This window comes from Pseudomonas libanensis (assembly GCF_001439685.1).
Lineage (GTDB): Bacteria > Pseudomonadota > Gammaproteobacteria > Pseudomonadales > Pseudomonadaceae > Aquipseudomonas > Aquipseudomonas libanensis.
In genome coordinates, this window is sequence record NZ_JYLH01000001.1 from 205,656 (window position 1) to 226,699 (window position 21,044).

Genomic DNA, 21,044 nt, shown 5'->3' on the forward strand with positions numbered 1-21,044 from the left:
AGGTTGCGGGCTTTTTTATACCTGACATGCCAATGAACACTGGGAATTGGCATAGCTCTTGTATCGCTGTCGTAACAGTGGCCCAGGGTGATGACTGCACAGTTCTGTCACAAACCTTGAGTAAGTTAGCCGCTCACGCAGCAGGAGAGAGCGCTGAAATGAATGCCGATATCAACCCTATCTACACGCGCCCATTCCACCCGACGCGGGTCAACGGCGACGCGATCCATGCGCTGGCGCTCTGGTTGAAGGCAAACGGCTCGAGACAGATCAGGCAAGCGCCTGACTGGCGCAGCGTGATGCGTGAACGCTACCCGGTGGGGTTGTTCACGGAGGATGAAGTGCGCGAGCTGTGTGACCTGATGTGTAACTCTAAGGCGCGCTGAGACCTTATGTGGGAGGGAGCAAGCCCCACCCACAGGTTTCATTTATTCGGCCTTAGAAACTGTAGGTACCGGTGACGACCAGGCTACGCGGCTCTCCCGGTTGAATCTGCGCCGCGCTGGTCGCCGAGGCATAGTAGTTTTTGTCGGCGATATTGTTGAGCGCCGCCCTTAAGTCCCATTCCTTCTGACGGAACCCGGCCAGTGCGTCCCAGCGTCCATAGCCCGGCAGCACCACAGTGTTGAGGTTGTCGGCGTAACGATCACCCACCAGGGTCAAGCCGGTTTCCGCATACCAACCGATTTGCGACTTCCAGGTGATGAACAGGCTGGCATTGCGCTTGGCCACGTCGCTGATGCGTTTGCCTTCAAAGCCATTGTTGTCCTTCTCCACCTTGGCGTCCTGCAGCCCCACGCCGCCGCGCACGTACCAGTTGTCGATGATCTTGCCGGTGGCGGTCAGCTCCACGCCGCGTGAGCGTTGCAAGCCTGTGAGCAGGGTAATGGTGCGGTCCAGCGGGTCGCTGGTGCGGCGGTTGTAGAGTTCCAGTTCGTACACGGCCAGGGTGGTACTCAGGCGGTCGTCGAGCCAGTCGCTCTTCACGCCGATTTCTTTTTGCTTGGTCAGCTCCGGGCTCAGGTCATTCGCGCCGCCGGCCGCATTCGGCGTGATACCGATCAGGCCGCCGCCTGCGGGTGTGAAGGTCTTGCTCCACGAGGCGTAGAACGAATGGTGCTCCAGGGGCGTCCACACCAGGCCGACGCGTGGGCTGGTGCTGTGGCTCTTCACGTTTTGCTGGGTATTGAGCAGCTTGCTGGTGGTGTCCACTTCGAAGCGGTCATAACGCAGCCCACCCAAGAGCTGCCACTGGTCATTCAGGCGCAGTTGGTCCTGAACGTACAGGGCGCGACTTTCGACTTCGGTGTGGTTGTTGCTCGAAACGCTCATGCGCCCGGTGTGGCTCAGGTGGCGATTGGGCTGGTTGAGGTCCAGGCCCGGCACGGCCTGGCCGCCTCGATTGACGGCGGTAGCGGAGTACAGCTTGGGATCACGGCGCTGGCTGCCCAGTTCAATACCGGTGAGCAGGCGGTGCTCCAGGCCGAAGGTGTCGAAGCCACCCTCCAGCTCAAGGTTGTTGAACACATTGCGGGTGGTCAGGTCCTGCTGCCAGTGCTGACGGGTGACGGTGTTGGTTTTCGGGTCGTAGCCGGTCTGGTAGGTGTTGTCGAAATCGCTGTCGAGCTTGAACACGCCGAGGGTATGGCGCAGTTGCCAGTTGGCGTTGAGCTCATAGGCGAGCTTGGAGCGCAGGGACTGGGATGTATCGTCGATATAATCGCCGCTGTCAAAATAGGTGGTGCTGCGGCTCACATCGGCCGGGCGCCCGTTGACCCCGGGGATGCCGCGGTCCGGCGTGCGGTTGTAGCGGCTGTATTCGTATTGCACCAGCCAGTTCAGCTCAGGGGTGAGCTGCCAGCTCATCGACGGTGCGAACAACTGGCGGTTGCCGCTGACGCCATCGCGAAAGCTATTGTTGTCCTGGTTGCCCATGTTCAGGCGCAGGCTGATGGTGTCAGTCGGGTCGGTGCTCAGGTCGGCATACAGGCTGCGCAAATCATTGCTGCCGCCTTGGGCTTCGATGCTGGATTTTTGCCCCTGCGTGGGCAGTTTGCTGATGCGGTTGACGATCCCACCCTGGCCGCCGCGCCCGTACAGCACCGCAGCCGGGCCCTTGAGCACTTCGATGCGCTCGATGTTATGCAGGTCGCGTACGTACTGGCTGTCGTCGCGGATGCCGTCCAGATAGAAATCGTTACTCGCGTCAAAACCGCGTATGCGCAAGCTGTCGAAGCGCGTGTCGGCGCCGCTAGTGACGTTAGGGATGCCGCTCAACGCCTGGCCCAGGTCGTTGGTGCCGTAGGAGCGCAGGCTTTCGGTCTTCACGGAATCGATGGCCTGGGGCACGTAGCGTACGGAAGTGGCGGTGCGAGTGGCGGTGCTGGTTTCCTTGATGCGTGGGTCGTCTTCGTCAGCCTCGGCGTTGATCGAGGTTTCAGGCAGTACCGTGGTCGCATTGGCAAAACCGACAGACAGCAAAAAAGAGAGCCCTAGGGAAATGGGCGTCAGGCGCGGGACAAGCATGGGGGTGAGTATCCAAATGGTCTGGCAGGGAAATAGTGCGCGAATGGTAATGCTTTGCATTTGCGCGTGTTATCTATTCCCTATGGTGCTGCCTGTTAGATTTGTTACTTAATGTGTTTTTGTCGGTGTGCAGGCACATTGAGTGACTTTCATCGCAGCGCTTTAGCCCGCCGCTTAGACGAATATCGCCTAAATACAGACGATTCACGAAATTGACACTTAGTTCAATGCCCGCATAGGATTGCGCCCAACGCCTGTGGCTAACCACCATGACTAAAACCAATAAAAAAGGCCCGCGGCAGTTCAGTCGTCCGCGGGCCTTCTTTTTGCGGAAAACGGTCGACACCAGAAAAACGCAACACGGAGCCTGGTGTCACAGCGCGTACTCAACCCGTAATAAGGAATATAAGAATATGTTGAAGCAACGGATGAGTCTGATCGCTCTGGGGATTTTGAGCGCATCGACAGCAATGGCAAACGACCAGGAGCAATCCAAGGGTTTTGTTGAAGACAGCCACCTGAACATCGCCGCACGTAACGCCTACATCAGCCGTGACTACAAAAACGGCAAGCAGGACAAAGCTGAATGGGGCCAAGGTTTCATCGGCAAGTTCGAGTCCGGCTTCACCCAAGGCACCGTCGGTGTGGGTGTGGATGTGATCGGTCAATACGCTATTCGTCTGGACGGTGGTAAAGGCCGCGCTGGCGCCGGCGGTATCGACTTCTTCAAGCAGGGCAATGGCACTATCGATGACAACGGCAAGCCCAACCCGGGCTCGGCGCCACACGACCTGGCCAAAGGCGGGGCTGCCGTGAAGTTCCGCGTTTCCAACACCGTGCTCAAGTACGGTGATCAGTTCCCGGCCGTACCCGTGCTGCAGTACGACAACTCCCGTCTGTTGTCGGAAACCTACACAGGTACTTCGATCGTCTCCAAAGAGATCGCCGGCCTGCAACTGGACGCGGGTCACTTCACCAAAGAAGCACGCAAGAGCATGGAAGGCACCGACAGCGGCCGCCTGAAAAGCATCGACTATATCGGTGGCAGCTACAAATTCACCGAAAGCCTGTCGGCTGCCTTGTACGCTTCCGACATGCAGGACGTGCTGAAGAAGCAATATATCAACGTGAACTACGTGCTGGCCCTGCCAGACCAACAGTCGCTGACGTTTGACTTCAACGGCTACAAGACCAAGTTGGACAAGAGCTTTGCCCTGGAAAACCAAAAGGACGAAGACGCTCGCGACAACAAGATCTGGAGCCTGGGCGCCACATGGGCCGTTGGCCCGCACAGTTTCACCATCGCCCACCAGCGCAGCACCGGCGACACCGGCTACCTGTACGGCGGCTACCGTAACGCTGGCGGCATCGGCGACGGCGGCAACACCATCTTGCTGGCCAACTCCTACTGGTCTGATTTCAACGGTAAAGATGAGCGCTCCTGGCAAGCGGGCTACGGCCTGGACTTCACGCCCTTCGGCGTGCCGGGCTTGACCTATAACATTGCTTACGTGCGTGGCACCAACATCGACGACGGCACCAACCGTGGCCGTGGCACTGAGCGTGAAATCTTCAACCAGTTCAAATACGTCGTTCAGAGCGGCCCAGCCAAAGACCTGAGCCTGCGTGCTCGCGCTTCGTGGTTGCGCGTGTCCAACAACGCCAGCGAGTACAACGTTGGCGGTAACGAAATCCGTCTGTTCGCCGACTACCCGATCAACGTTTTCTAATTGATCGAGCGTCGCGCCTGATTCCAGGCAATAAAAAACCCCGACTGGTTCGGGGTTTTTTTATGCCTGGCGGCGAGTGGTTTTGCCTGGAGGGTGTGTTCTGAATGTCAGGCTTTAACCGGCGCGAGCTTTTTGCAGTTTTCCTTGCGTGCGGGGTATTGCTCGCACTTGCGCAGCACGGTTTGTACCTGCTGCGTATTCTGCAGTTGCTGGTTGGCCAACAGCTTTTCGGTGATGAACAGCTCCTCCGAGCCCAGATTGCGTTCAGCCTTGTCGATCATCGCCAGTGCCGCTTGCCCATCGCCACGCTTGAGGTGGTAGCTGATCATCAAGTCATAGGTAGAAGGGCCGGCCAGGGACCAGTCCCTGATCGACTGCAACTCTTTCAGCGCTTCGCTGTTTTTACCCTGGGCCAGGCGCACGGTATAGGCGGTGCGCCGAATACTCGGCTGGTCCTTGACCGGTGAAGCCAGTGCCTTGCGGATAAACCTTTCGGCATCCGGTACTTTGTTTTTCTCCAGGGCATCGATGGCGAAGTACGCGTCCTTATAACCCTGCAAGGCCTTCGCCACCTGGGGCGTGTTCTTCATCTTCGACCAGCTCTGCGGGTTGACCCGGGCGCGGCGTTCCTGGCGATATTCGCGTTGCAAGTACTGGCGCAGCTCGGTATCGCGGTCCATGGCCGACATATGCGAGCGGTTGAAATACTGGGTGGTTGCGGTGATGCCGGTGGTCAGGCCGTCCTTGACCAGCACGTCCAGCTCTTTGGTGAACTGGTTGAGATTGAACTGCTGCAGCGAATCCTGCATGGCATTCTTGCGCGCCGTGAGGAAGCCCGTGAGCAACGGCTTCTGCTTGCCCTGGAAGTCATTGAGGCGCTCCAGGCTATGGGTGGCGGCGCGCGGGGCGTAACCGGCGCGGATCATCAAGTCGGTGCCGAGCAGGTCGGCTTGGTCTTCCTGGCTGCGGCCCCAGGCGGTGCTCCACACCTGGTCGGAAAAGGTATTGGCCAGGGCGGTATACAGCACCGTGTTGCCGATAGTCTTCTGGGTGCCGGCCGGGTCTTTGCTGAACAGCTTCATCGTCCCGGAGCTGCGGTCGACGCCCGTATCGGCAGCCATGGTGGCCAAGGCGACCGTGGAGGCGACAGTGGTGAACATGTCTTTCTGCTGCTGGAAGGCGGCCATGCGGTCATGGTGATGCAGCAGCACATGGCTCATTTCATGACCAAGCATCGCAGCAATTTCGTCTTCGCTGGCAACGTTGTCGAGCATCCCCAGCGGCACGAACAGGTTGCCGTAAGGGTCTGCCGATGGCCCGAAACCATAACTGTCGGTGATCTTCACCTGTAGCGGCGGCAACTCCCCCGACCAGCCCTTGGACAAACGCGTGACAATGCCCTGCAAGTAACCTTGCAGCATCGGGATATCCACCAGGTTCTGCTGGCGCGCTTCGGCAGCCGGCACAGCCCGCCCGTCGTAGCTCAGGCGCTGCTGGCTCTGGCGCTGTGGGTCGAGCTTGTAGTATTGGCGTACGTCGGTGTTGTCCACATAGTGGCCCTGTACCCGGGACTGAGTCGAGGGCCCCACCAGGTTCAGAAACGCCTGGTCTGCGCCCTTCAAAGTCGCGCAACCACTGAGCACCGAACTGGCCAATAGGCTGGCTGCCACTCGATATCCCTTCACCGCAACGCTCCTTTTATTGATTGCAACCGGCACCAAAACCGATGGTGGAATTATTACGGCTGTCCTTGGCCTGGCTTTTGGTCAGGCCCTGGCAGGGCAGGTCCACGACGTTCAGCGGGGGCTCGATGCGCAGGTCCATGGTGTCCAGCCAGACCTTCTGTCCGGCCAGCTCTACCTGCACCAGGTCCAGCGCCTGGTTGTACTGCAACACCGGTACGGGCTGGGTGGGCGCATCCTTTTTCGCCAGCTCACGCTGTTGCTTGCCCTGTTCGTCGAGCACCGTCACCGGGTCGGCCAGGAACGCCTGGATACTGTGGGTTTCCGCCCAGGCGCCTGGGGTGAAGAGGGCAGCGAGCAAGACAATCAGACTTCTGTTCATCCTTGGGTTCCTTGAGTCAAAGGGCAAAGCGGCACACTCAGCGATCGCGGTCGAAGAAGGCTTCGATCCGCTCGCTGAACAACACCAACGACAGCAATACAATGCCCAGCACGTTGACCGGGGTGATGTCATTGAGGCTCAGCAGCACACTGACCGCCGCCAACATCGACATCACCAACAGCCACGACGGGCACGGTGAGGTAAAAAACCAGATTTCCTGGCGCCGCCAGCGACTCCAGGTGCGATGGCCCGCCAGGCGACGCGCGTGCAGCGCCTTGAGCACGGCAATCAACGCCAGCAGCCCGAGCTCCAGCAGGTCCAGCCAATTGAACGGCAGGTGGGGGAAATTGGCCGGTTCATGGTCGTAGTCCATGCCTGCATTGATCAGGTTATCCAGGGCCATGGCGTGCAAATACACGCCGGGGAGTTGGCCATGTACCGGCGACTCCACCAGATCCCCGGTGGAGGCAATATTGGCGCCCACCAGCACCAGGCGGTCGCGCAGTAACTCGGCGACCAGTGCCTGGTCGTCGGGGGCGCTGACCTCCAGATCACTGGCCGACAACGTCAGGGTATAAGGGCACCGCGCCTGGGCCGAGTCATCGAGCTTCCAGAACACGGCCTGAAACAACTGCGCCACCCCGTCCAGCAAGAAATGCCGCGCCGCGGCGCAGTGGCGGATATCAGAAATACGCGCCTGTTCCGGCGCCAGCTTCAGCCCCCATTGCACCGCGATGGGCTGGCGTTGCGCAGCGGTTTGCGCATCCACCGGCGGCGGCTTGCATTCGTGCGTCGCACAGAACACCCGATACAGCGCCAAAGCGGGGGTTTCCATCAACCCGGCCTGGGTGTGCTTGGCCAGTGGATACTTGTCATCCACCCCTTCCCACACCACCAGGGCTGGGCGGCTGACCTGCATAAAAGGCGCCAGCGTATTGGCCTGGCCCGCCTCCGCACGCTTCAGTCCGGTATTGGCCAACCACAGCGCAATGCCCTGGCGTTGATAACGCTCAAACACATTCGCCAGCAACTGACTGCCCCGCGCCGGGTCGCCCAACGAGTGGTCATGGCTGTACAGCAAATCCACAAACACCGCCCCAGGCTTGTACGCCAGCAAACGCTTGAACAACTTGCTCTGCTCGCCGTAGGGCATTGGCCATGAGCTGTCATTGCGCATCAGGTAGGCATCATCAATCAACACCACCGCCACCCGCTGCTGCCCAAGGCTCGGGTAGTGACTGGCGAACATACGATTGAGCCACTGCGACGACGCCTTATCGCTGGAACTGGCCAGGCCGAAAGGATCAAGAATCGCCAGCAACACGATGATGACCGCCAGCCAATAGCGGCGGTATTTGAACAGCGGGGGTTTGGACAACATCCATGTCTCGATAAAAACGCAAGCAAGGCGGGGTTTTTAACGGAGTGGGGAGGGGGTGTCAATTGGAAAAGTGGCTAAGTGCCATATGGCTCTTGGCGTGTGGTTAGCCTTTCGCAAAAAAGCCCCGACCTATTCAGACCAGGGCTTTCCTCTGTGGGAGCCGGGCTTGCCCGCGATGACGTCAGCCCGCGCACCACACGACTTCTTTATTGCTCAACATTCCCAGGCGACTCCAACACCTTCACCACATCATCAATCACCGCCTTGCTCATCTCCTGCAAATAATGCGACGCCCAGGCATAACGGTCCGTGTCCTGCGTCATCGCCGCGTCTTCCGCGAGCAGCTTGGCGAGGTGGAGCAAGTCGGAAACGTGATGCAAGGCTTCATGCAGGGAAACACCGCTGTTGACGCGGAACAGAGGTTGGTCGGAGTGAAAGGAAAAGGGGGTGACGCCGAGGGTGGTTAACGCAGACGCATTTGTAACGGTCATCGGTAAAACTCCCGTATCAAGTGAGAGCTACCACATTCGTTATCAGGCGAATGGGTGGCAGCTGTGCGCAGGCTGATAAACCGGAGATACAGGAACCCGGCAGACCCGAAGGTCTCCCACGCACAGCCGCCATTGCACGAATTTTGAGGCGAAAAAAAAACGCCTGCAAATCGGGTTTTGGGGGCGCTTGGTGTGCGCCTGCATCTTGCCGGGTTATCAGGCCCGGTCGCTGAATTGGCAGCGACAGGAGGGAGGGTAGCGTGGTGGGGCGTGGGGAGCAATCGGGAAAATGGATCTGTTGTGTTTGGAGCCAAGCCTGGGCAGCGCGCAGTGGTTGCTGATGCGATTATTAGTTTTATGGATTCACCATAATTATTGCCCAGCCATAATTTCATATAAAAAGTGGGATGGTTCGAAAGGACATCTCGAAGTGGATTTAGCTGTTCTGGTAGAGATCAGCCAGCACACCGGCTTGCGCCTTCGCGCTCCGGATTGATCTACGCCGGGATCAAGGCGCCGTTCTTCTACAGCCTGGCCCCGGGTTTTCAACATCTCCCACTTCATCTGGCAACAGCAGGGTGATGGAGGAAAGGAAACAGGGGTCAGACCACCATTATTGAAAACATGCTCTGACCCCTATTTTCCCTGACCCCTATTTTCCGCTATTTTCCGACTTCGGTGTTTGTCACGCCGATTGTCACGAGGGGAAATACCGCAAAGCCTTGTACGAGTTGGGCTGCAGCAGCGGTAGGAGCGCCCGTCTCTTTCCGGAAGAAAGAGACGGGCGCAGGTTGGCGCAGTGAAATGGCCAAGCGGATAGATTGCTGCAGGGCAGCTATGAAAGGGGATGAGTTGCCGCAGGGGCACACTGGTAAAAGTAGGCATCCATCACATCGCTGTGACCGCGAGCCGCCGGACGCTAATCGCGCTTTGGGTAAACCACCATGGTGTGGCGTAGCCTTAAAGGTTCTGGCTACCAGGGTTGCTCTCAACGACAGCGCTTTGCCCGCTCTTTTCTACGCCGGTCTGATCACTCAACCCCGCAGTTTCAGCTCCCTCACCCGTTTGATCACAAACTGTTCAAACAGAGGGTGCTCAGTCACCACATCGAACATCTCATATTTTGTGAATGCCCGGATAACGGCTCCGCAAATTTCCGCCTCGTCGAGCGCTCTGTTTTTGCCGTAAGCAGCAGCAAGAATGCCGTTCATGTTTTGCAAATAACCCTGCATGCCAGTGTCATTCAGGATTTGGTTGAAGACTTCCCGCCACGGCCTTTTGTCTACTTCCCGTATGTCGCGGCCGATGAAGGTCCAGCTCATATAAAACTGGCCGTCTATTTCAAAGCTTTCGAAACGACAATCTGTCTGAAAGGTTTCGCTGCTGACTTCGGCGTTTCGTTCTGGAGGATACGGCGCCGTTTGGGATCTTCGCCTGCTGAGAACTCTGGATGCGCTGTCCACTTGCACGCAAATCACAGGCTGCGGGAGCGGGCGTAATATTTTATTGAATGTTGCTTCTTTGGATGCCCCGGCCTGGGTAAGGACCGAGCGGAAATAGTGCTCCACACTGGATGCGGCTTTGAATGCTTCAAGCAACCAGTCAGATGGCATCAACAGCTCTGCGGCGAAGCGATTGGCTTCGGTCTCCATTTGGCTGTAGGCAGCATCCACTTCACGATTCTCCAGGTGGGAGACGATTGTGCCGGTGTGCCATGGGATAACTACGTGCCCGATTTCATGGGCCAGCGTAAATTTTCGGCGGGTAGCAGGTGCGCTTGAGTTGATCAGGATGCGAGGCTTGGTTGCAGCACCAATACCAATGGTGATTCCGTCCACGCCGAACGGCAGTTCAAGGTATTCAAGCTCTCCATAGGCAGAGGCTAGCTGTTCCAGATCGTAAGGCGGTGTCAGCTTGCGGATAGCCAGGACGCGACTGGCCATTTTTTCTTCTGGGGTCACTAGATCTTGCCCACACTGCGTAGCCAGGCTTCGACTTTGGTCGCTTCAGCGACCGATCGTGCGCGCGCAGCAATCGCAAATTTGTCTTGATCGAGTTGGTCCTTAAGAGAGGTGCCGTACTTGTGGGCAGTCAATACAAAAGGTAAGACAGACGGGGTGGTTGACCACAGTTGGTACTCTTCCCACTTCATGCCCAGGTATTCATGCAGTTGCATGTCGGCACCTTGACGACCCTCGTGCCAGTCCTCGACGAATTGGTCGATCTCTTCTTCCAGCACATCGCCTTTAAGGCAAAGCTCTACAAAATTCATATGAACCTCTCAGTTCGGTTTGATTCTTCGTCCGCGGACGGCAGGTTTCAAAGCAAGCCCGGTTTCAGGGCAGACCGAACCCAGGTGAAAGCCACGTCGGTCGAAGACTTCAAACTCGCCGTGAAGCGAATCCCATGAGTAGTATCGTTGCTCTACGGCATCAAAGTAATACTTACGGCCACCCTCTACATACGCGACTCTGAAACCGCTGACAATAGAAGGATCAGGCCTAGGTTTGCCACCCATCCAAGGTTCCCTTAATCCTGAAAACTGGTCTTGGCGTTTTCGCCGAGGAGGGGCGGGACTATACCGTAGCTGGATTGGCATGGGCCGCAGGCTGGAGCGCGGATTCGTTTCAAGAAATCGCAAGCTCCAGGTGAGGGGGGCCAGGGCATCGCCAAAACGAAAAAACCCGCCAGAAGGCGGGTTTTTTCGGGGGTTTCAGAGATTTTGAAAGCCTTCTCTGGAACCTTGGATGGTGCCGGCACCAGGAGTCGAACCCGGGACCTACTGATTACAAGTCAGTTGCTCTACCAACTGAGCTATACCGGCGTGTTAGGGCGACGATTATAGCGATTGGAAAGCTTCTGTAAACCCCTGAATTCTGACTATTTTTGCAGAAGGAGAGGTTTTCTTCGAATGACGGGTTTTCCTGCTCCCTTGAGCGTCAATTCCTATCCCCGCAATCCACGGTGAATTTCATCTATTCCATCACCCTGCGTCTGCTTTTTGGAGTCGATGTAGGCCATGTATGCGTGCATTCACCACGCCGCAGCCTGGCTGTCTCGCGCAGCTTTACGGTGGCTGAAAAGGCCCAAAAAACATCGCATAAATTACGCTTTATACGCTTACCCCAAATGCTTATGCACAATCGGCAGGTAGATAACGTGATGACGCAGCCGTTTTGTGACCGCGTTCTATACGCGCCGCAACTGCCTGTTTTGCGTGCGTTTTATTTTGTGAACAAAAAATGACCAGTGACGATTTTGGCCTGTAACGCAGATAGCTACTGGCTTGGTAAAGATTTCATCAACAGAGTTATCCACAGGGGTGTGTGGGAAATTTCGCCCCTTAATCGCGCTCGGCGAGCACCATCAAGTTGCGCGGTGTCAGCGCTGTTTCACAGAAGCTGCCGACCTCGACGTTGTAGTCTCGCTCTTTCAGAAACAATGCCCGATCGAGCACCAGCCACATTTCCAGCGGGCGTCGAAACAGGCCTCTTACCAGCTCCAGGTTTCGCACCTCGGCCAAGCGGCGCCAGCCGTGTACCTCCAGCGCCGCCCAGTCCTGTTTGCCTGTGGATAAACCCTTGAGGCTTGCCAGCTCCTGGCAGTAGTCGGCGAAAGGTTTATCCAGCCAGATGGCGGGCAGGGATGGCGCTGGCAGGTATTCGTCGCAACCGCGCAGTTGGCGTTGCAGTCGGTCAAAACCCAGGCGTCGGGCCATGGACGTATCCCGTTGCTGGCGCACGCGGTTGCCGGCGGTGACGGTCTCGCTCAGGGGCAGGCCTAGATCTTCAATGGATAGTTGCAGTCGGGATGCGCGCCCGGCAGCGGACAACGCCTGATAGTGATCGGCGTTGATGCGGTTGTAGCAGCAGGGCGCCAGTGCCAGTTGTTTGCAGCCGGCAGAGCTGGCCAGTTGCAGCAGGCGTACGTGCAAATCGCCGCAGGCGTGCAGGGCGACCGGTGTGTGTGCGGGGTCGATCGCCATATCCGTCATCACGTCCTGCAGGCGATGGGTGACGGGTAAGCGGTGGTGATCACTCAAGGCTTGGCCGGATGCGACCAGGGCTGGGTCGTATTCCAGGCAGGTCAGGCGTTGGTCGGGCTGCAGCAGGCGGCGGCCTAGATGGCCTTTGCCGGCGCACCAGTCCAGCCAATGGGTGGGCGTTTCGGCAAAGTTCAGCGCGGCGCCGAAGGCTTCGATCTGTTGCCACTTGCGGCCAGGTACGTCGACATTCAGGCGGTGACGAGCGGGTTCAAGGGCGTGCGTGGGTAATTTATCCACAGCACTGAGGTGTAACGCTTGCGCGGCCAGCTGTGGAAAAGGTGCAGGCGCAGGCAGGTCGTGGGGGTGGTTGTGACTGGCTTCGGCTTCGGCCAGCGAGCGCTGGCGCAGCCATTGGGACAGCGCCGGGTGTTCGGTTTCCCAGGGTAAGTGCAGATGGGTGAAGGGTCGTGGTCGCCACAGCCCTTGGTGTTCGATCAGGAACCTATCCAGCGCCTTGAAGCGTGCCTCAGCGTCCTTGGCACGCATCGACGCGCAGCCATTTTTCCAGCAGTTTGAAACCACGTACGAGGATGTAGGCCATCAGCAGGTAGAACAACCCGGCCGCGAAGAAGATCTCTACCGGCAGGTAGGTGCGGGCGATGATGGTCCGCGCCATGCCGGTCAGCTCCAGCAGGGTCACGGTACTGGCCAGGGCGCTGGCCTTGAGCATCAGGATCACCTCGTTGCTGTAGGCCGGCAGGCCGATGCGCGAGGCGCGGGGCAGGATGATGTAGAACAGCGTCTTGGGCTTGGACATGCCCAGGGCGCGCGCCGCTTCGATTTCACCTGGCGGGATGGCCTGGATAGCACCGCGCAGGATTTCGGCGATATAAGCGGCGGTGTGCAGGGTCATGGTGACGGTGGCGCACCAGAACGGATCGCGCAGGTACGGCCACATAAAGCTATTGCGCACCGCATCGAACTGCGCCAGGCCGTAATAAACCAGGAACAACTGCACCAGCAGCGGCGTGCCACGGAAGAAGAAGATGTAGCCGTAGGGCAGGGCGCTCACGTACCAGCGGCGCGACGAGCGGGCGATGCCGAGCGGGATCGCCAGCAGCAGGCCTGCGACCACGGCGATGGCCACCAACTCCAGGGTCAGGGTCGCGCCCTGGGCCAGTTTGGGCAGCCACTTGATGATCACGGCCCAGTTCAGGCCCAGGTCGAAGTGCGATAGCCAGCTGTAGTCGCCGCTCATTGGGTGCTCCTTGCAAAGCCGCGGGCGGCGCGTTTTTCCAGGAAGTGCATGCTGATCATCGCCAGCACGGTCAGGCCCAGGTACATGAACGCGGCGACCATGAAGAAGGTGAACGGTTGCTTGGTGACGGTCACGCCGATCTGCGCGTGGCGCATGATTTCTTCAAGGCCGATCACCGACACCAGTGCAGTGTCTTTCATCAAGATCATGAACAGATTGCCCAGGCCGGGCAGGGCGATGCGCCACATCTGCGGCATGATCAGTCGCGTGAAAATCCGCAGTTTCGACAGCCCCAATGCCACACCGGCTTCGCGGTGGCCCTTGGGGATGGCGAGGATTGCGCCGCGGAATACTTCCGTGGCGTAGGCGCCAAAGCACAGGCCCAGGGCGATGACCCCGGCGGCAAAGGCACTCAAGGACAGGTCGGGGTTACCGAAGAACTCCCCCAGGGCACGCATCAGGTTGACCGTGCCGAAGTAAATCAGCAGCACCCACAACAGCTCGGGAATGCCACGAACGATGGTCGAATAAGCACCGCCCAGCCATTGTAACGGCTTGTAGGGCGAAGTCTTGGCCAAGGCGCCGGCAAGGCCGAGCACCAGCCCCAGGCACAGGGCCGTGAGCGCCAGTTTGACGGTCATCAGCGCGCCAGCGGCGAGCGCCGGGCCGAATCCGTAGAGATCGAAATTCATGGTGTTTTCATATCGCGGCAGGCATTGCGAAAAGCCGGCGCGCTCAACCGAGCGCGCCAGGCAGGCCGTTCAGGTCATTCGATGCTGAACGGGAAGTACTTGTCGTTGATCTTTTTGTAGGTGCCGTCTGCCTTGATCTCTGCCAGGGCTTTGTTCAGGCGCTCGCGCAGCGGGTCGCCTTTGCGTACGGCGATACCGATCTTGTCGCTTTCTACTACCGGGTCGCCTTTGAACTCATAGGCCGAACCGTCTTTGCTTTTGAGCCACTCGTACTGCACGTATTTGTCGGCGAGGATGCCGTCCAGGCGACCGGAGGTCAGGTCGAGGTAGGCGTTTTCCTGGGTGTCGTAGAGCTTGGCTTCAGTGTCCGGCAGCTTGTCTTCCAGGTAGGTACCGGCCAGCGTTGCACGCTGCGCACCAATGACCTTGCCCTTGAGGTAAGCGGCGTCTGTCTTGAAGTCCGCCGTGGCTTTTGGTGCGATGAATTGCAGCTTGTTGGAGTAGTACGGGTCGGTGAAGTCGACGGCCTGCTTGCGTTCATCGGTGATCGACAGCGACGACACCAGGAAGTCGAACTTCTTGGCGTTCAGGGCCGGGATGATGCCGTCCCAGTCGGACACGTACACTTCGCACTTCTCGACTTTCATCTTGGCGCATAAGGCGTCGCCGATGTCTTTGTCAAAGCCCACGACATTGCCGCTGGCGTCTTTATTGTTGAACGGCGGGTAAGCCGCTTCGATCCCCATTTTCAAGGTTTCTGCCATGGCCGTGGCGCTGAACGCCATCGAGACGGCCGCAGCCAGAAGGAATTTTTTATAGTTCTGCATGCATGTTGCTCCGTTAGCGGTTGCTGGACATGAATTGTTTGCAGCGCGCCGAAAGCGGGTTTTCAAACACCTGCTGTGGCGATCCTTGCTCTTCTACCAGACCCTGGTGCAGGAACACCACTTCGCTGGACACCTGGCGGGCAAAGCCCATTTCATGGGTGACCAGCAACATGGTGCGGCCTTCTTCGGCCAGTGCGCGGATCACATTAAGTACTTCCTGAACCATTTCCGGGTCAAGGGCCGAGGTGGGCTCATCGAACAGGATGACTTTAGGCTGCATGGCCAGGGTGCGTGCAATCGCCGCCCGCTGCTGCTGGCCGCCGGAGAGTTGGGCGGGGTAGGCGTGGCGCTTGTCGCCGATGCCGACCTTGGCCAGCAGGGCCTCGGCCACTTCTATCGCTTCGGCCTTGCTTTGGCCGAGCACGCGGCGTGGCGCCTCGATGATGTTGTCGAGGATGCTCATGTGCGGCCACAGGTTAAAGTTTTGAAACACAAAACCGATTTCGCTGCGCAGGCGGTTGATCTGCTTGCCGTCGGCGGCCATCAGCTCGCCATTTTTCGCGGCCTTGAGCTTGAGCTCTTCGCCGGCCACCAGGATCTGGCCCTGATGCGGGTTCTCCAGCAGGTTGATACAACGCAGGAAGGTGGACTTGCCGGAACCGGAAGAACCCAGGATCGAGATCACGTCGCCGTCGCGTGCGGTCAGCGAGATACCCTTGAGTACCTCCAGCTCACCATAGCGTTTATGCAAGTTGCGGATTTCAAGCGCGGGCGTGGCCTCGGCCATGTGCGGTCCTCATTGTGTTCGTTGCGATCTTCGCTGTTGGGCCGCCTTCCTGGCGAGGCGCCAAGCTAGCATAGCGTTTGGATGACAGCCAACAGCGCTGCGGACGGTTAACCGGTGGTCTGCGGCAGGGTGTCGCATCGGCACAGTAGCGTGTCGCGCCATCAACAACCGAACAGCCGTTTGAACCGGAAAAACCACAGGCTTCGCGTAAAAAAGGGCGCGATGGTGCCAGCTTTGGCCGGGTGTTGGAAGGGTTAACCGGGCAAACGGTGCATATCAGCCCCTATATGGAGCGTCACGTACTTTTTGTGTGTGTTTTTGGTGCGCCTGTTCGCCTCGGATGTGGGTCGCACGGTAACGCTATAGCGGAATGCCATTGTTCTCAAAGACTTGCGATGACTGTTGAATTGTCCTACAGGCCGCGTCAATTGCGGTTTTGTAACATTTTGGCGCAAATCTTGCGTAAAAAATAAAGAACGCCCTGTTGGTTTCTTTTCACGAGAAAGGCAGCAGCCGGGCGAACCGTTTTCGCAATTCCTCGCAAAGGTGTGTCAATGAGTAGTACGCAAAGCTCCAATGACCTCGAACAGGGGCTCAAACCGCGTCACGTCACCATGCTGTCGATTGCTGGCGTGATCGGTGCCGGTTTGTTTGTCGGCTCCGGCCATGCGATTGCTGCCGCTGGCCCGGCTGTGCTGTTGGCCTACGCGGCCGCCGGTACGCTGGTGGTGTTAGTGATGCGGATGCTGGCCGAGATGGCCGTTGCGTCACCGGATACGGGTTCGTTCTCTACTTATGCCGACCGCGCAATCGGCCACTGGGCCGGTTTTACCATCGGTTGGTTGTACTGGTGGTTCTGGGTACTGGTGATTCCGTTGGAGGCCAACGCGGCGGCGACCATCCTGCATGCCTGGTTCCCCGATGTGGCGATCTGGGCCTTTACCCTGATCATTACGCTGCTGCTGACCGCGACCAATCTGTTCAGCGTGAAGAACTACGGTGAGTTCGAGTTCTGGTTTGCGTTGATCAAAGTCGTGGCGATCATAGGCTTTGTGATCCTCGGCCTGGCAGCGATTTTCGGCTTCTTGCCCACCAGCCAGGTCAGCGGTGTGTCGCACCTGTTCGACACCCAGGGCTTTATGCCCAACGGCATGGGCGCGGTCTTGGCGGCGATCCTGACCACCATGTTCTCCTTCATGGGCACCGAGATCGTCACCATCGCCGCAGCGGAATCGAAGAACCCCGGCCAGCAGATCACCAAGGCTACCAACTCGGTGATCTGGCGGATTGGTTTGTTCTACCTGCTGTCGATCTTCATCGTGGTGTCCCTGGTGCCATGGAACGATCCGACCCTGGCTGCCGTAGGTTCCTATCAGACCGTGCTGGAGCGCATGGGCATCCCGAATGCCAAGCTGATCGTCGATCTGGTGGTGCTGGTTGCCGTGACCAGCTGCCTCAACTCGGCGCTGTACACCGCGTCGCGCATGCTGTTCTCCCTGGGCCGTCGTGGTGACGCACCGGCCGTGGCCAAGCGTACCAACAAGAGCGGCACGCCTTACTGGGCGGTGTTGCTGTCTACCGGCGCTGCGTTCCTGGCGGTGTTCGCAAACTACGTCGCCCCGGCGGCGGTGTTCGAGTTCCTACTGGCCAGCTCCGGCGCCATTGCCTTGCTGGTGTACCTGGTGATTGCTGTGTCGCAACTGCGCATGCGCCAGAAGCGCACGGCGGCGGGCGAGAAGATCGTGTTCAAGATGTGGCTGTTCCCTGGCCTGACCTACGCGGTGATGGTGTTTATCGTCGGCACCTTGACCATCATGCTGTTCCAGGAAGCGCACCGGGTCGAGATCATCGCGACGGGGATCTTGAGCTTGCTGGTGGTGCTGGCGGGGTTGTTTGTTGCCAGCCGTCGCAAGGCTCAACGGGTGGGCGCTGCGGCCCTTAACTGACGCGATACTAGGTAAATGTGGGAGGGGGCTTGCCCCCGATAGCGGTGGATCAGCTACATATAAGCTGGCTGATACTCTGCAATCGGGGGCAAGCCCCCTCCCACATTTTGTATGTGTCAGTCTGTTGAGGCTGTCAGCGCCTGGGATGCTGCTACGTAGTCTGCCTGGAACTGCGGCGATTCGATCCACGCCAGCGCAGCGGCTTCGTCATCGCTATCGGTGGCCCACTGCCGATACTCGATCAGCGCCGCCAGGATAAAGTCGGTCGCTTCCTCTTCGCCTTCCTGCTCCAGCACCAGCGCCAGCAGCGGGTGTGCCAGGAATACCGCGCACAGTGCCTGCTGGCTGGTCTCGCCTGCGGTGCGCATCTCGACAAACAGTTCGGTCAAGTCCACAGACTCAAGATCGATGCGGCTGTCGTCGCCGGCGAACGCATCCGGCTTGGCCGCGACGGCACGCTGGGTGCGGTTTTGCTTGGCCTTGGTCTTTGCCCGCTGGGCGCGTTTTTGCTGCTTGTTCGGCGAGGCCATGGGCTCAACGTCCTTGGGTTCTGGATCTGGGTAGCGTATTGAAGCGCAGGTTGGGGTAAATCCCAAGGAAATCCGGGCGGGTTTGGTCGTTCATCGCGCTCGACCGTCAGGCCATAGATCAATAGGCTACGCCTTTGTCATCCGCCAGAGCGTCTTCATGACCCGCGATGCCCTTGAGCATAACCAGATCTCCTTCTATTTTGTCACCATCCTGCTGGCCGCTGCCTGTGGTGTGTTTGCGCCGGTACTGGCTCACGGTTTGAGCGTATTGATCACGCCCGCCATCGCGGTATTGATGTACGCGATGTTCCTGCAAATTCCTTTCCTCGATCTGCGCCAGGGGTTAGGCAATATCCGCTTTGTCTCGGCGTTGTTGCTGGCCAACTTTGTTCTGGTGCCATTGCTGGTGTGGGGGCTGACCCGTGGCCTGTTGGAGCATCCCGCGCTGTTGGTTGGGGCATTACTGGTGTTGTTGACGCCCTGTATCGACTACGTGGTGGTGTTCACCCACATCGGCAAGGGCGACTCGCGGTCGATGCTGGCGGCCACGCCGTTGTTGTTGCTGTTGCAGTTGGCACTGCTGCCGGTGTACCTGGGTTTTATGTTGGGCGCGCACTCGGGGGTGGTGGTTCAGATCGGCCCGTTTATCGAGGCATTCCTGTTGTTGATCGTGGTGCCGATGCTGCTGGCCGTGCTGACAGCCTATCTGGCGCGGCGATCAACGCTTGTCGGCAAATGGAGCAGCGCGTGGGCCTGGTTGCCGGTGCCGGCCATGGCCCTGGTGCTGTTCGTGGTGATTGGGTCGCAGATCACATCGGTGATGCGCGACATCGACCTGCTGCTGCCGGTGCTTGCGATCTACCTGGGCTTCGTACTGCTGGCGCCGTTGATGGGGATCCTGGCTGCGCGACTATTTGCGCTACCTGCGCCAAGCGCACGGGCGGTGACGTTCAGTGCATCAACGCGCAACTCGCTGGTGGTATTGCCGTTGGCGCTGGCCTTGCCGGAGGACGTGCGCGGGTTGGCTGCCGCGGCGGTGATCCTGCAAACCCTGGTCGAGCTGGTGGCCGAGTTGGTCTATGTTCGCCTGATCCCGGCAGTGGTGTGGCCTGCAAGTCGGTAAAAACGTGAATGTTCAGGTTCGTTCAGGCGCTATTCAGGGCTGCGGTCGGCACCATACGCCAGCGCTTCCCACCTGACAGGTCACCCGATGGATCATCGCAACCGTATTCGCCTGGAGTCTCTGGGCCTCTTTCTGATTGCCCTGTTGTTGTTCACGTTGGGAATCTGGGATCAGCAGCCCCAGGGCTTTGATGGGCGCTGGGCGTTGTTCATGCAGGAAATGTTTCGCCACGGCGCAAGCTTTTTTCCCACCACCTACGGTCAGCCTTACGCGGACTACCCAGGCACTGCGACTTTCTTCAGTTTTGTATTCGCCCGCTGGTTTGATGTGCCGAATCATTTGGCGAATGTATTGCCTACCGCGCTTGCGTCGGCCGGTGTGATCGCGCTGATGTACCGCTTGCTGGCGCCCTCCAGTCGCCCATGGGCGTTTTTGACGGTGCTGTTGACGCTGCTTACCACCCAGTTGCTCGAAAAATCGCGCTCGGTCTGCCTCGACCAGATGATCGCGCTGTTGTGTGTCGGCAGTTTTTATCTGCTGCACAGTGGCGAGCGCCTGGGGTCGCGGCTGAGGCAACAGGCGGTGTTCCCTTTGTTCGTGCTGGCCTTTGCAATCCGTGGCCCGCTGGGGTTGATTGAGGTCTGTGGGGTGGTGTGCGTGTATTGGGCGCTGGGCAGGCCGGGCGAGCGCGTCCGGCAAGTGCTGATCCACGGCGTTATCGGCCTGGCGCTGCTCGCGGTATGCTGGTGGCTGCTGATGAAGCTAGCGCGATTGAGCGGCGGGGATGCCTTTGCTGATGAAGTGTTCAAGATGCAGGTCGGCGGGCGCCTGGATGAGTCCGGTGAGCCGTTCTATTTCTACTTTCAGCTGAGTTTGTACCGTTACTTCCCGGTGGTGCCGCTGGCGTTGGCCACCCTGGTCGCGCTGCGCCATCGCTGGCCTGAACGCTCGACCGATGAGCAACTGCAACTGCTGGTGCGGCTTGGGGCCTGTGGCTTGATGATTCTGCTCGGGTTGTCAGTGCCGCACTTCAAGCGTGCCTATTACATCTTGCCGATGGTGCCGATGTTTGCGGCTGTCGCGGCCTATGGGCTGCTCCAGGCGCAAGGCTGGCTGTTGGGCGTGCGCCGTTGTTACGAAGGGCTTGTCGCAGCGCTGCCGGCGTTGTGCGTGGTTGTGTTGTTTGTGTGTCGGCACGCCTGGCACAAGCAGGGCTATTGGCCGGATATTTCCCTGCCGCTGATGATTGGTGTGTTGGTGGTGCTGCAACTCGCGGCGCTGATTGCCTGGCGCCGGCCGTTGCGTTTGGTATGGCTCAGCGTCTTCGCGCTGGCGGCCCAATGGTTGTTGCTGGTAGCGGTGATAGAACCGGCCAAGGACCTGCAATTCGACACCCGACGGTTTGTCAGCCAGGTGGAGGTGTTGCGTGAGGCGCAGCCGGGCCCTCTTGTGTTTGTCGACCTGGCCCGAGACACCTGGGCGGTGCGCTACATGATGAACCTGGATCACGATGAGCAGCCGCTGTTTGTCGGGCGTCATGAGCTTGAGAAGCTGGGTGAGCTGCCTCGGCCATCCTGGGTGATAGCGTCGCGCAAGGAGACTGCGCTGTTGAAAGGCTCGCCAGTGGAGCAACTGGCGCCAAGCTTTGCGGGGCGGTTGAATGACAATCCGTTGATGGTGTTTTTGCTCAGGTGAAGAGGCCCT

General features: G+C 58.8%; 21 protein-coding genes and 1 tRNA gene. 7 read left to right on the plus strand and 15 right to left on the minus strand.

Going from position 1 to position 21,044, the window contains the following annotated elements; translation table 11 throughout:
* Nucleotides 1-158: 158 nt before the first annotated feature.
* Nucleotides 159-386, plus strand: a complete 228-nt coding sequence (locus TU73_RS00860) for a hypothetical protein (RefSeq protein ID WP_057010568.1) — start codon at nt 159-161, stop codon at nt 384-386.
* A 52-nt stretch (nt 387-438) separates the two neighbouring features.
* Here TU73_RS00860 and TU73_RS00865 read toward each other — a convergent pair whose 3' ends face one another.
* Complete coding sequence (locus TU73_RS00865) at nt 439-2,526, minus strand: TonB-dependent receptor (RefSeq protein WP_057010569.1); 2,088 nt, start codon at nt 2,524-2,526, stop codon at nt 439-441.
* 413 nt (nt 2,527-2,939) lie between these two features.
* On the opposite strand from TU73_RS00865, the gene TU73_RS00870 reads away from it, so the two are divergent.
* Nucleotides 2,940-4,256 (plus strand): OprD family porin, encoded by a 1,317-nt coding sequence (locus TU73_RS00870; protein ID WP_057010570.1) that lies wholly within the window; start codon nt 2,940-2,942, stop codon nt 4,254-4,256.
* Between the two features lie 107 nt (nt 4,257-4,363).
* Here the strand turns inward: TU73_RS00870 and TU73_RS00875 are convergent, their stop codons facing one another.
* The 4 genes from TU73_RS00875 to TU73_RS00890 form a co-directional block, all read right to left on the minus strand.
* Nucleotides 4,364-5,941: a M48 family metallopeptidase gene (locus TU73_RS00875; protein WP_057010571.1), complete on the minus strand. Its 1,578-nt coding sequence runs from the start codon at nt 5,939-5,941 to the stop codon at nt 4,364-4,366.
* Nucleotides 5,942-5,954: 13 nt separating this feature from the next.
* Nucleotides 5,955-6,320 carry a hypothetical protein gene (locus tag TU73_RS00880; protein ID WP_043047355.1) on the minus strand — a complete coding sequence of 122 codons (366 nt, stop codon included), beginning with the start codon at nt 6,318-6,320 and terminating at the stop codon, nt 5,955-5,957.
* Between the two features lie 37 nt (nt 6,321-6,357).
* The gene (locus tag TU73_RS00885; protein ID WP_057010572.1) at nt 6,358-7,701 is read right to left on the minus strand and encodes a CHASE2 domain-containing protein; all 1,344 of its coding nucleotides are present in this window, start codon (nt 7,699-7,701) and stop codon (nt 6,358-6,360) included.
* Between the two features lie 206 nt (nt 7,702-7,907).
* On the minus strand, nt 7,908-8,192 hold the full coding sequence (locus TU73_RS00890; RefSeq protein ID WP_005783879.1) for a DUF3077 domain-containing protein: 285 nt from the start codon (nt 8,190-8,192) through the stop codon (nt 7,908-7,910).
* A gap of 289 nt (nt 8,193-8,481) precedes the next feature.
* Between TU73_RS00890 and TU73_RS28885 the strand changes: the two genes are divergently transcribed.
* Nucleotides 8,482-8,688, plus strand: a complete 207-nt coding sequence (locus TU73_RS28885) for a hypothetical protein (RefSeq protein WP_156421187.1) — start codon at nt 8,482-8,484, stop codon at nt 8,686-8,688.
* A gap of 538 nt (nt 8,689-9,226) precedes the next feature.
* Here TU73_RS28885 and TU73_RS00895 read toward each other — a convergent pair.
* From TU73_RS00895 to TU73_RS00905, 4 genes are all read right to left on the minus strand, one after another.
* A complete protein-coding gene (locus tag TU73_RS00895) occupies nt 9,227-10,135 on the minus strand; it encodes an ImmA/IrrE family metallo-endopeptidase (RefSeq protein ID WP_057010573.1) in 909 nt (302 codons plus the stop codon).
* A 17-nt stretch (nt 10,136-10,152) separates the two neighbouring features.
* Nucleotides 10,153-10,464 carry a hypothetical protein gene (locus TU73_RS00900; protein WP_003187751.1) on the minus strand — a complete coding sequence of 104 codons (312 nt, stop codon included), beginning with the start codon at nt 10,462-10,464 and terminating at the stop codon, nt 10,153-10,155.
* A 9-nt stretch (nt 10,465-10,473) separates the two neighbouring features.
* Nucleotides 10,474-10,791, minus strand: a complete 318-nt coding sequence (locus tag TU73_RS27920; RefSeq protein WP_342342176.1) for a colicin E3/pyocin S6 family cytotoxin — start codon at nt 10,789-10,791, stop codon at nt 10,474-10,476.
* A gap of 149 nt (nt 10,792-10,940) precedes the next feature.
* Nucleotides 10,941-11,016: transfer RNA gene (locus TU73_RS00905), tRNA-Thr, on the minus strand.
* A 140-nt stretch (nt 11,017-11,156) separates the two neighbouring features.
* Between TU73_RS00905 and TU73_RS28890 the strand changes: the two genes are divergently transcribed.
* Nucleotides 11,157-11,438, plus strand: coding sequence for a hypothetical protein (locus TU73_RS28890; RefSeq protein ID WP_156421188.1), 282 nt, complete (start codon nt 11,157-11,159; stop codon nt 11,436-11,438).
* A gap of 97 nt (nt 11,439-11,535) precedes the next feature.
* Here TU73_RS28890 and TU73_RS00910 read toward each other — a convergent pair whose 3' ends face one another.
* From TU73_RS00910 to TU73_RS00930, 5 genes are all read right to left on the minus strand, one after another.
* Nucleotides 11,536-12,723, minus strand: a complete 1,188-nt coding sequence (locus tag TU73_RS00910) for a methyltransferase (protein WP_057010574.1) — start codon at nt 12,721-12,723, stop codon at nt 11,536-11,538.
* Nucleotides 12,704-13,393: an ABC transporter permease gene (locus tag TU73_RS00915; RefSeq protein ID WP_057010857.1), complete on the minus strand. Its 690-nt coding sequence runs from the start codon at nt 13,391-13,393 to the stop codon at nt 12,704-12,706. The genes TU73_RS00910 and TU73_RS00915 overlap by 20 nt, the downstream gene beginning before the upstream one ends.
* Before the next feature lie 38 nt (nt 13,394-13,431).
* Nucleotides 13,432-14,127 (minus strand): ABC transporter permease, encoded by a 696-nt coding sequence (locus TU73_RS00920; RefSeq protein ID WP_043047309.1) that lies wholly within the window; start codon nt 14,125-14,127, stop codon nt 13,432-13,434.
* Nucleotides 14,128-14,201: 74 nt separating this feature from the next.
* Nucleotides 14,202-14,954 carry an ABC transporter substrate-binding protein gene (locus tag TU73_RS00925; RefSeq protein WP_003187758.1) on the minus strand — a complete coding sequence of 251 codons (753 nt, stop codon included), beginning with the start codon at nt 14,952-14,954 and terminating at the stop codon, nt 14,202-14,204.
* 13 nt (nt 14,955-14,967) lie between these two features.
* Nucleotides 14,968-15,741, minus strand: a complete 774-nt coding sequence (locus TU73_RS00930) for an ABC transporter ATP-binding protein (protein WP_025859203.1) — start codon at nt 15,739-15,741, stop codon at nt 14,968-14,970.
* Nucleotides 15,742-16,295: 554 nt separating this feature from the next.
* Here TU73_RS00930 and gabP point away from each other — a divergent pair.
* Nucleotides 16,296-17,687, plus strand: a complete 1,392-nt coding sequence (gene gabP / locus TU73_RS00935) for a GABA permease (RefSeq protein WP_057010575.1) — start codon at nt 16,296-16,298, stop codon at nt 17,685-17,687.
* 116 nt (nt 17,688-17,803) lie between these two features.
* On the opposite strand, the gene TU73_RS00940 is transcribed toward gabP, so the two are convergent.
* Nucleotides 17,804-18,217, minus strand: a complete 414-nt coding sequence (locus TU73_RS00940; protein ID WP_046070494.1) for a hypothetical protein — start codon at nt 18,215-18,217, stop codon at nt 17,804-17,806.
* Between the two features lie 157 nt (nt 18,218-18,374).
* Here TU73_RS00940 and TU73_RS00945 point away from each other — a divergent pair, with 157 nt between their 5' ends.
* The gene (locus TU73_RS00945) at nt 18,375-19,340 is read left to right on the plus strand and encodes an arsenic resistance protein (protein WP_057010576.1); all 966 of its coding nucleotides are present in this window, start codon (nt 18,375-18,377) and stop codon (nt 19,338-19,340) included.
* 87 nt (nt 19,341-19,427) lie between these two features.
* The gene (locus TU73_RS00950) at nt 19,428-21,035 is read left to right on the plus strand and encodes a hypothetical protein (RefSeq protein WP_057010577.1); all 1,608 of its coding nucleotides are present in this window, start codon (nt 19,428-19,430) and stop codon (nt 21,033-21,035) included.
* Nucleotides 21,036-21,044 lie beyond the last annotated feature (9 nt).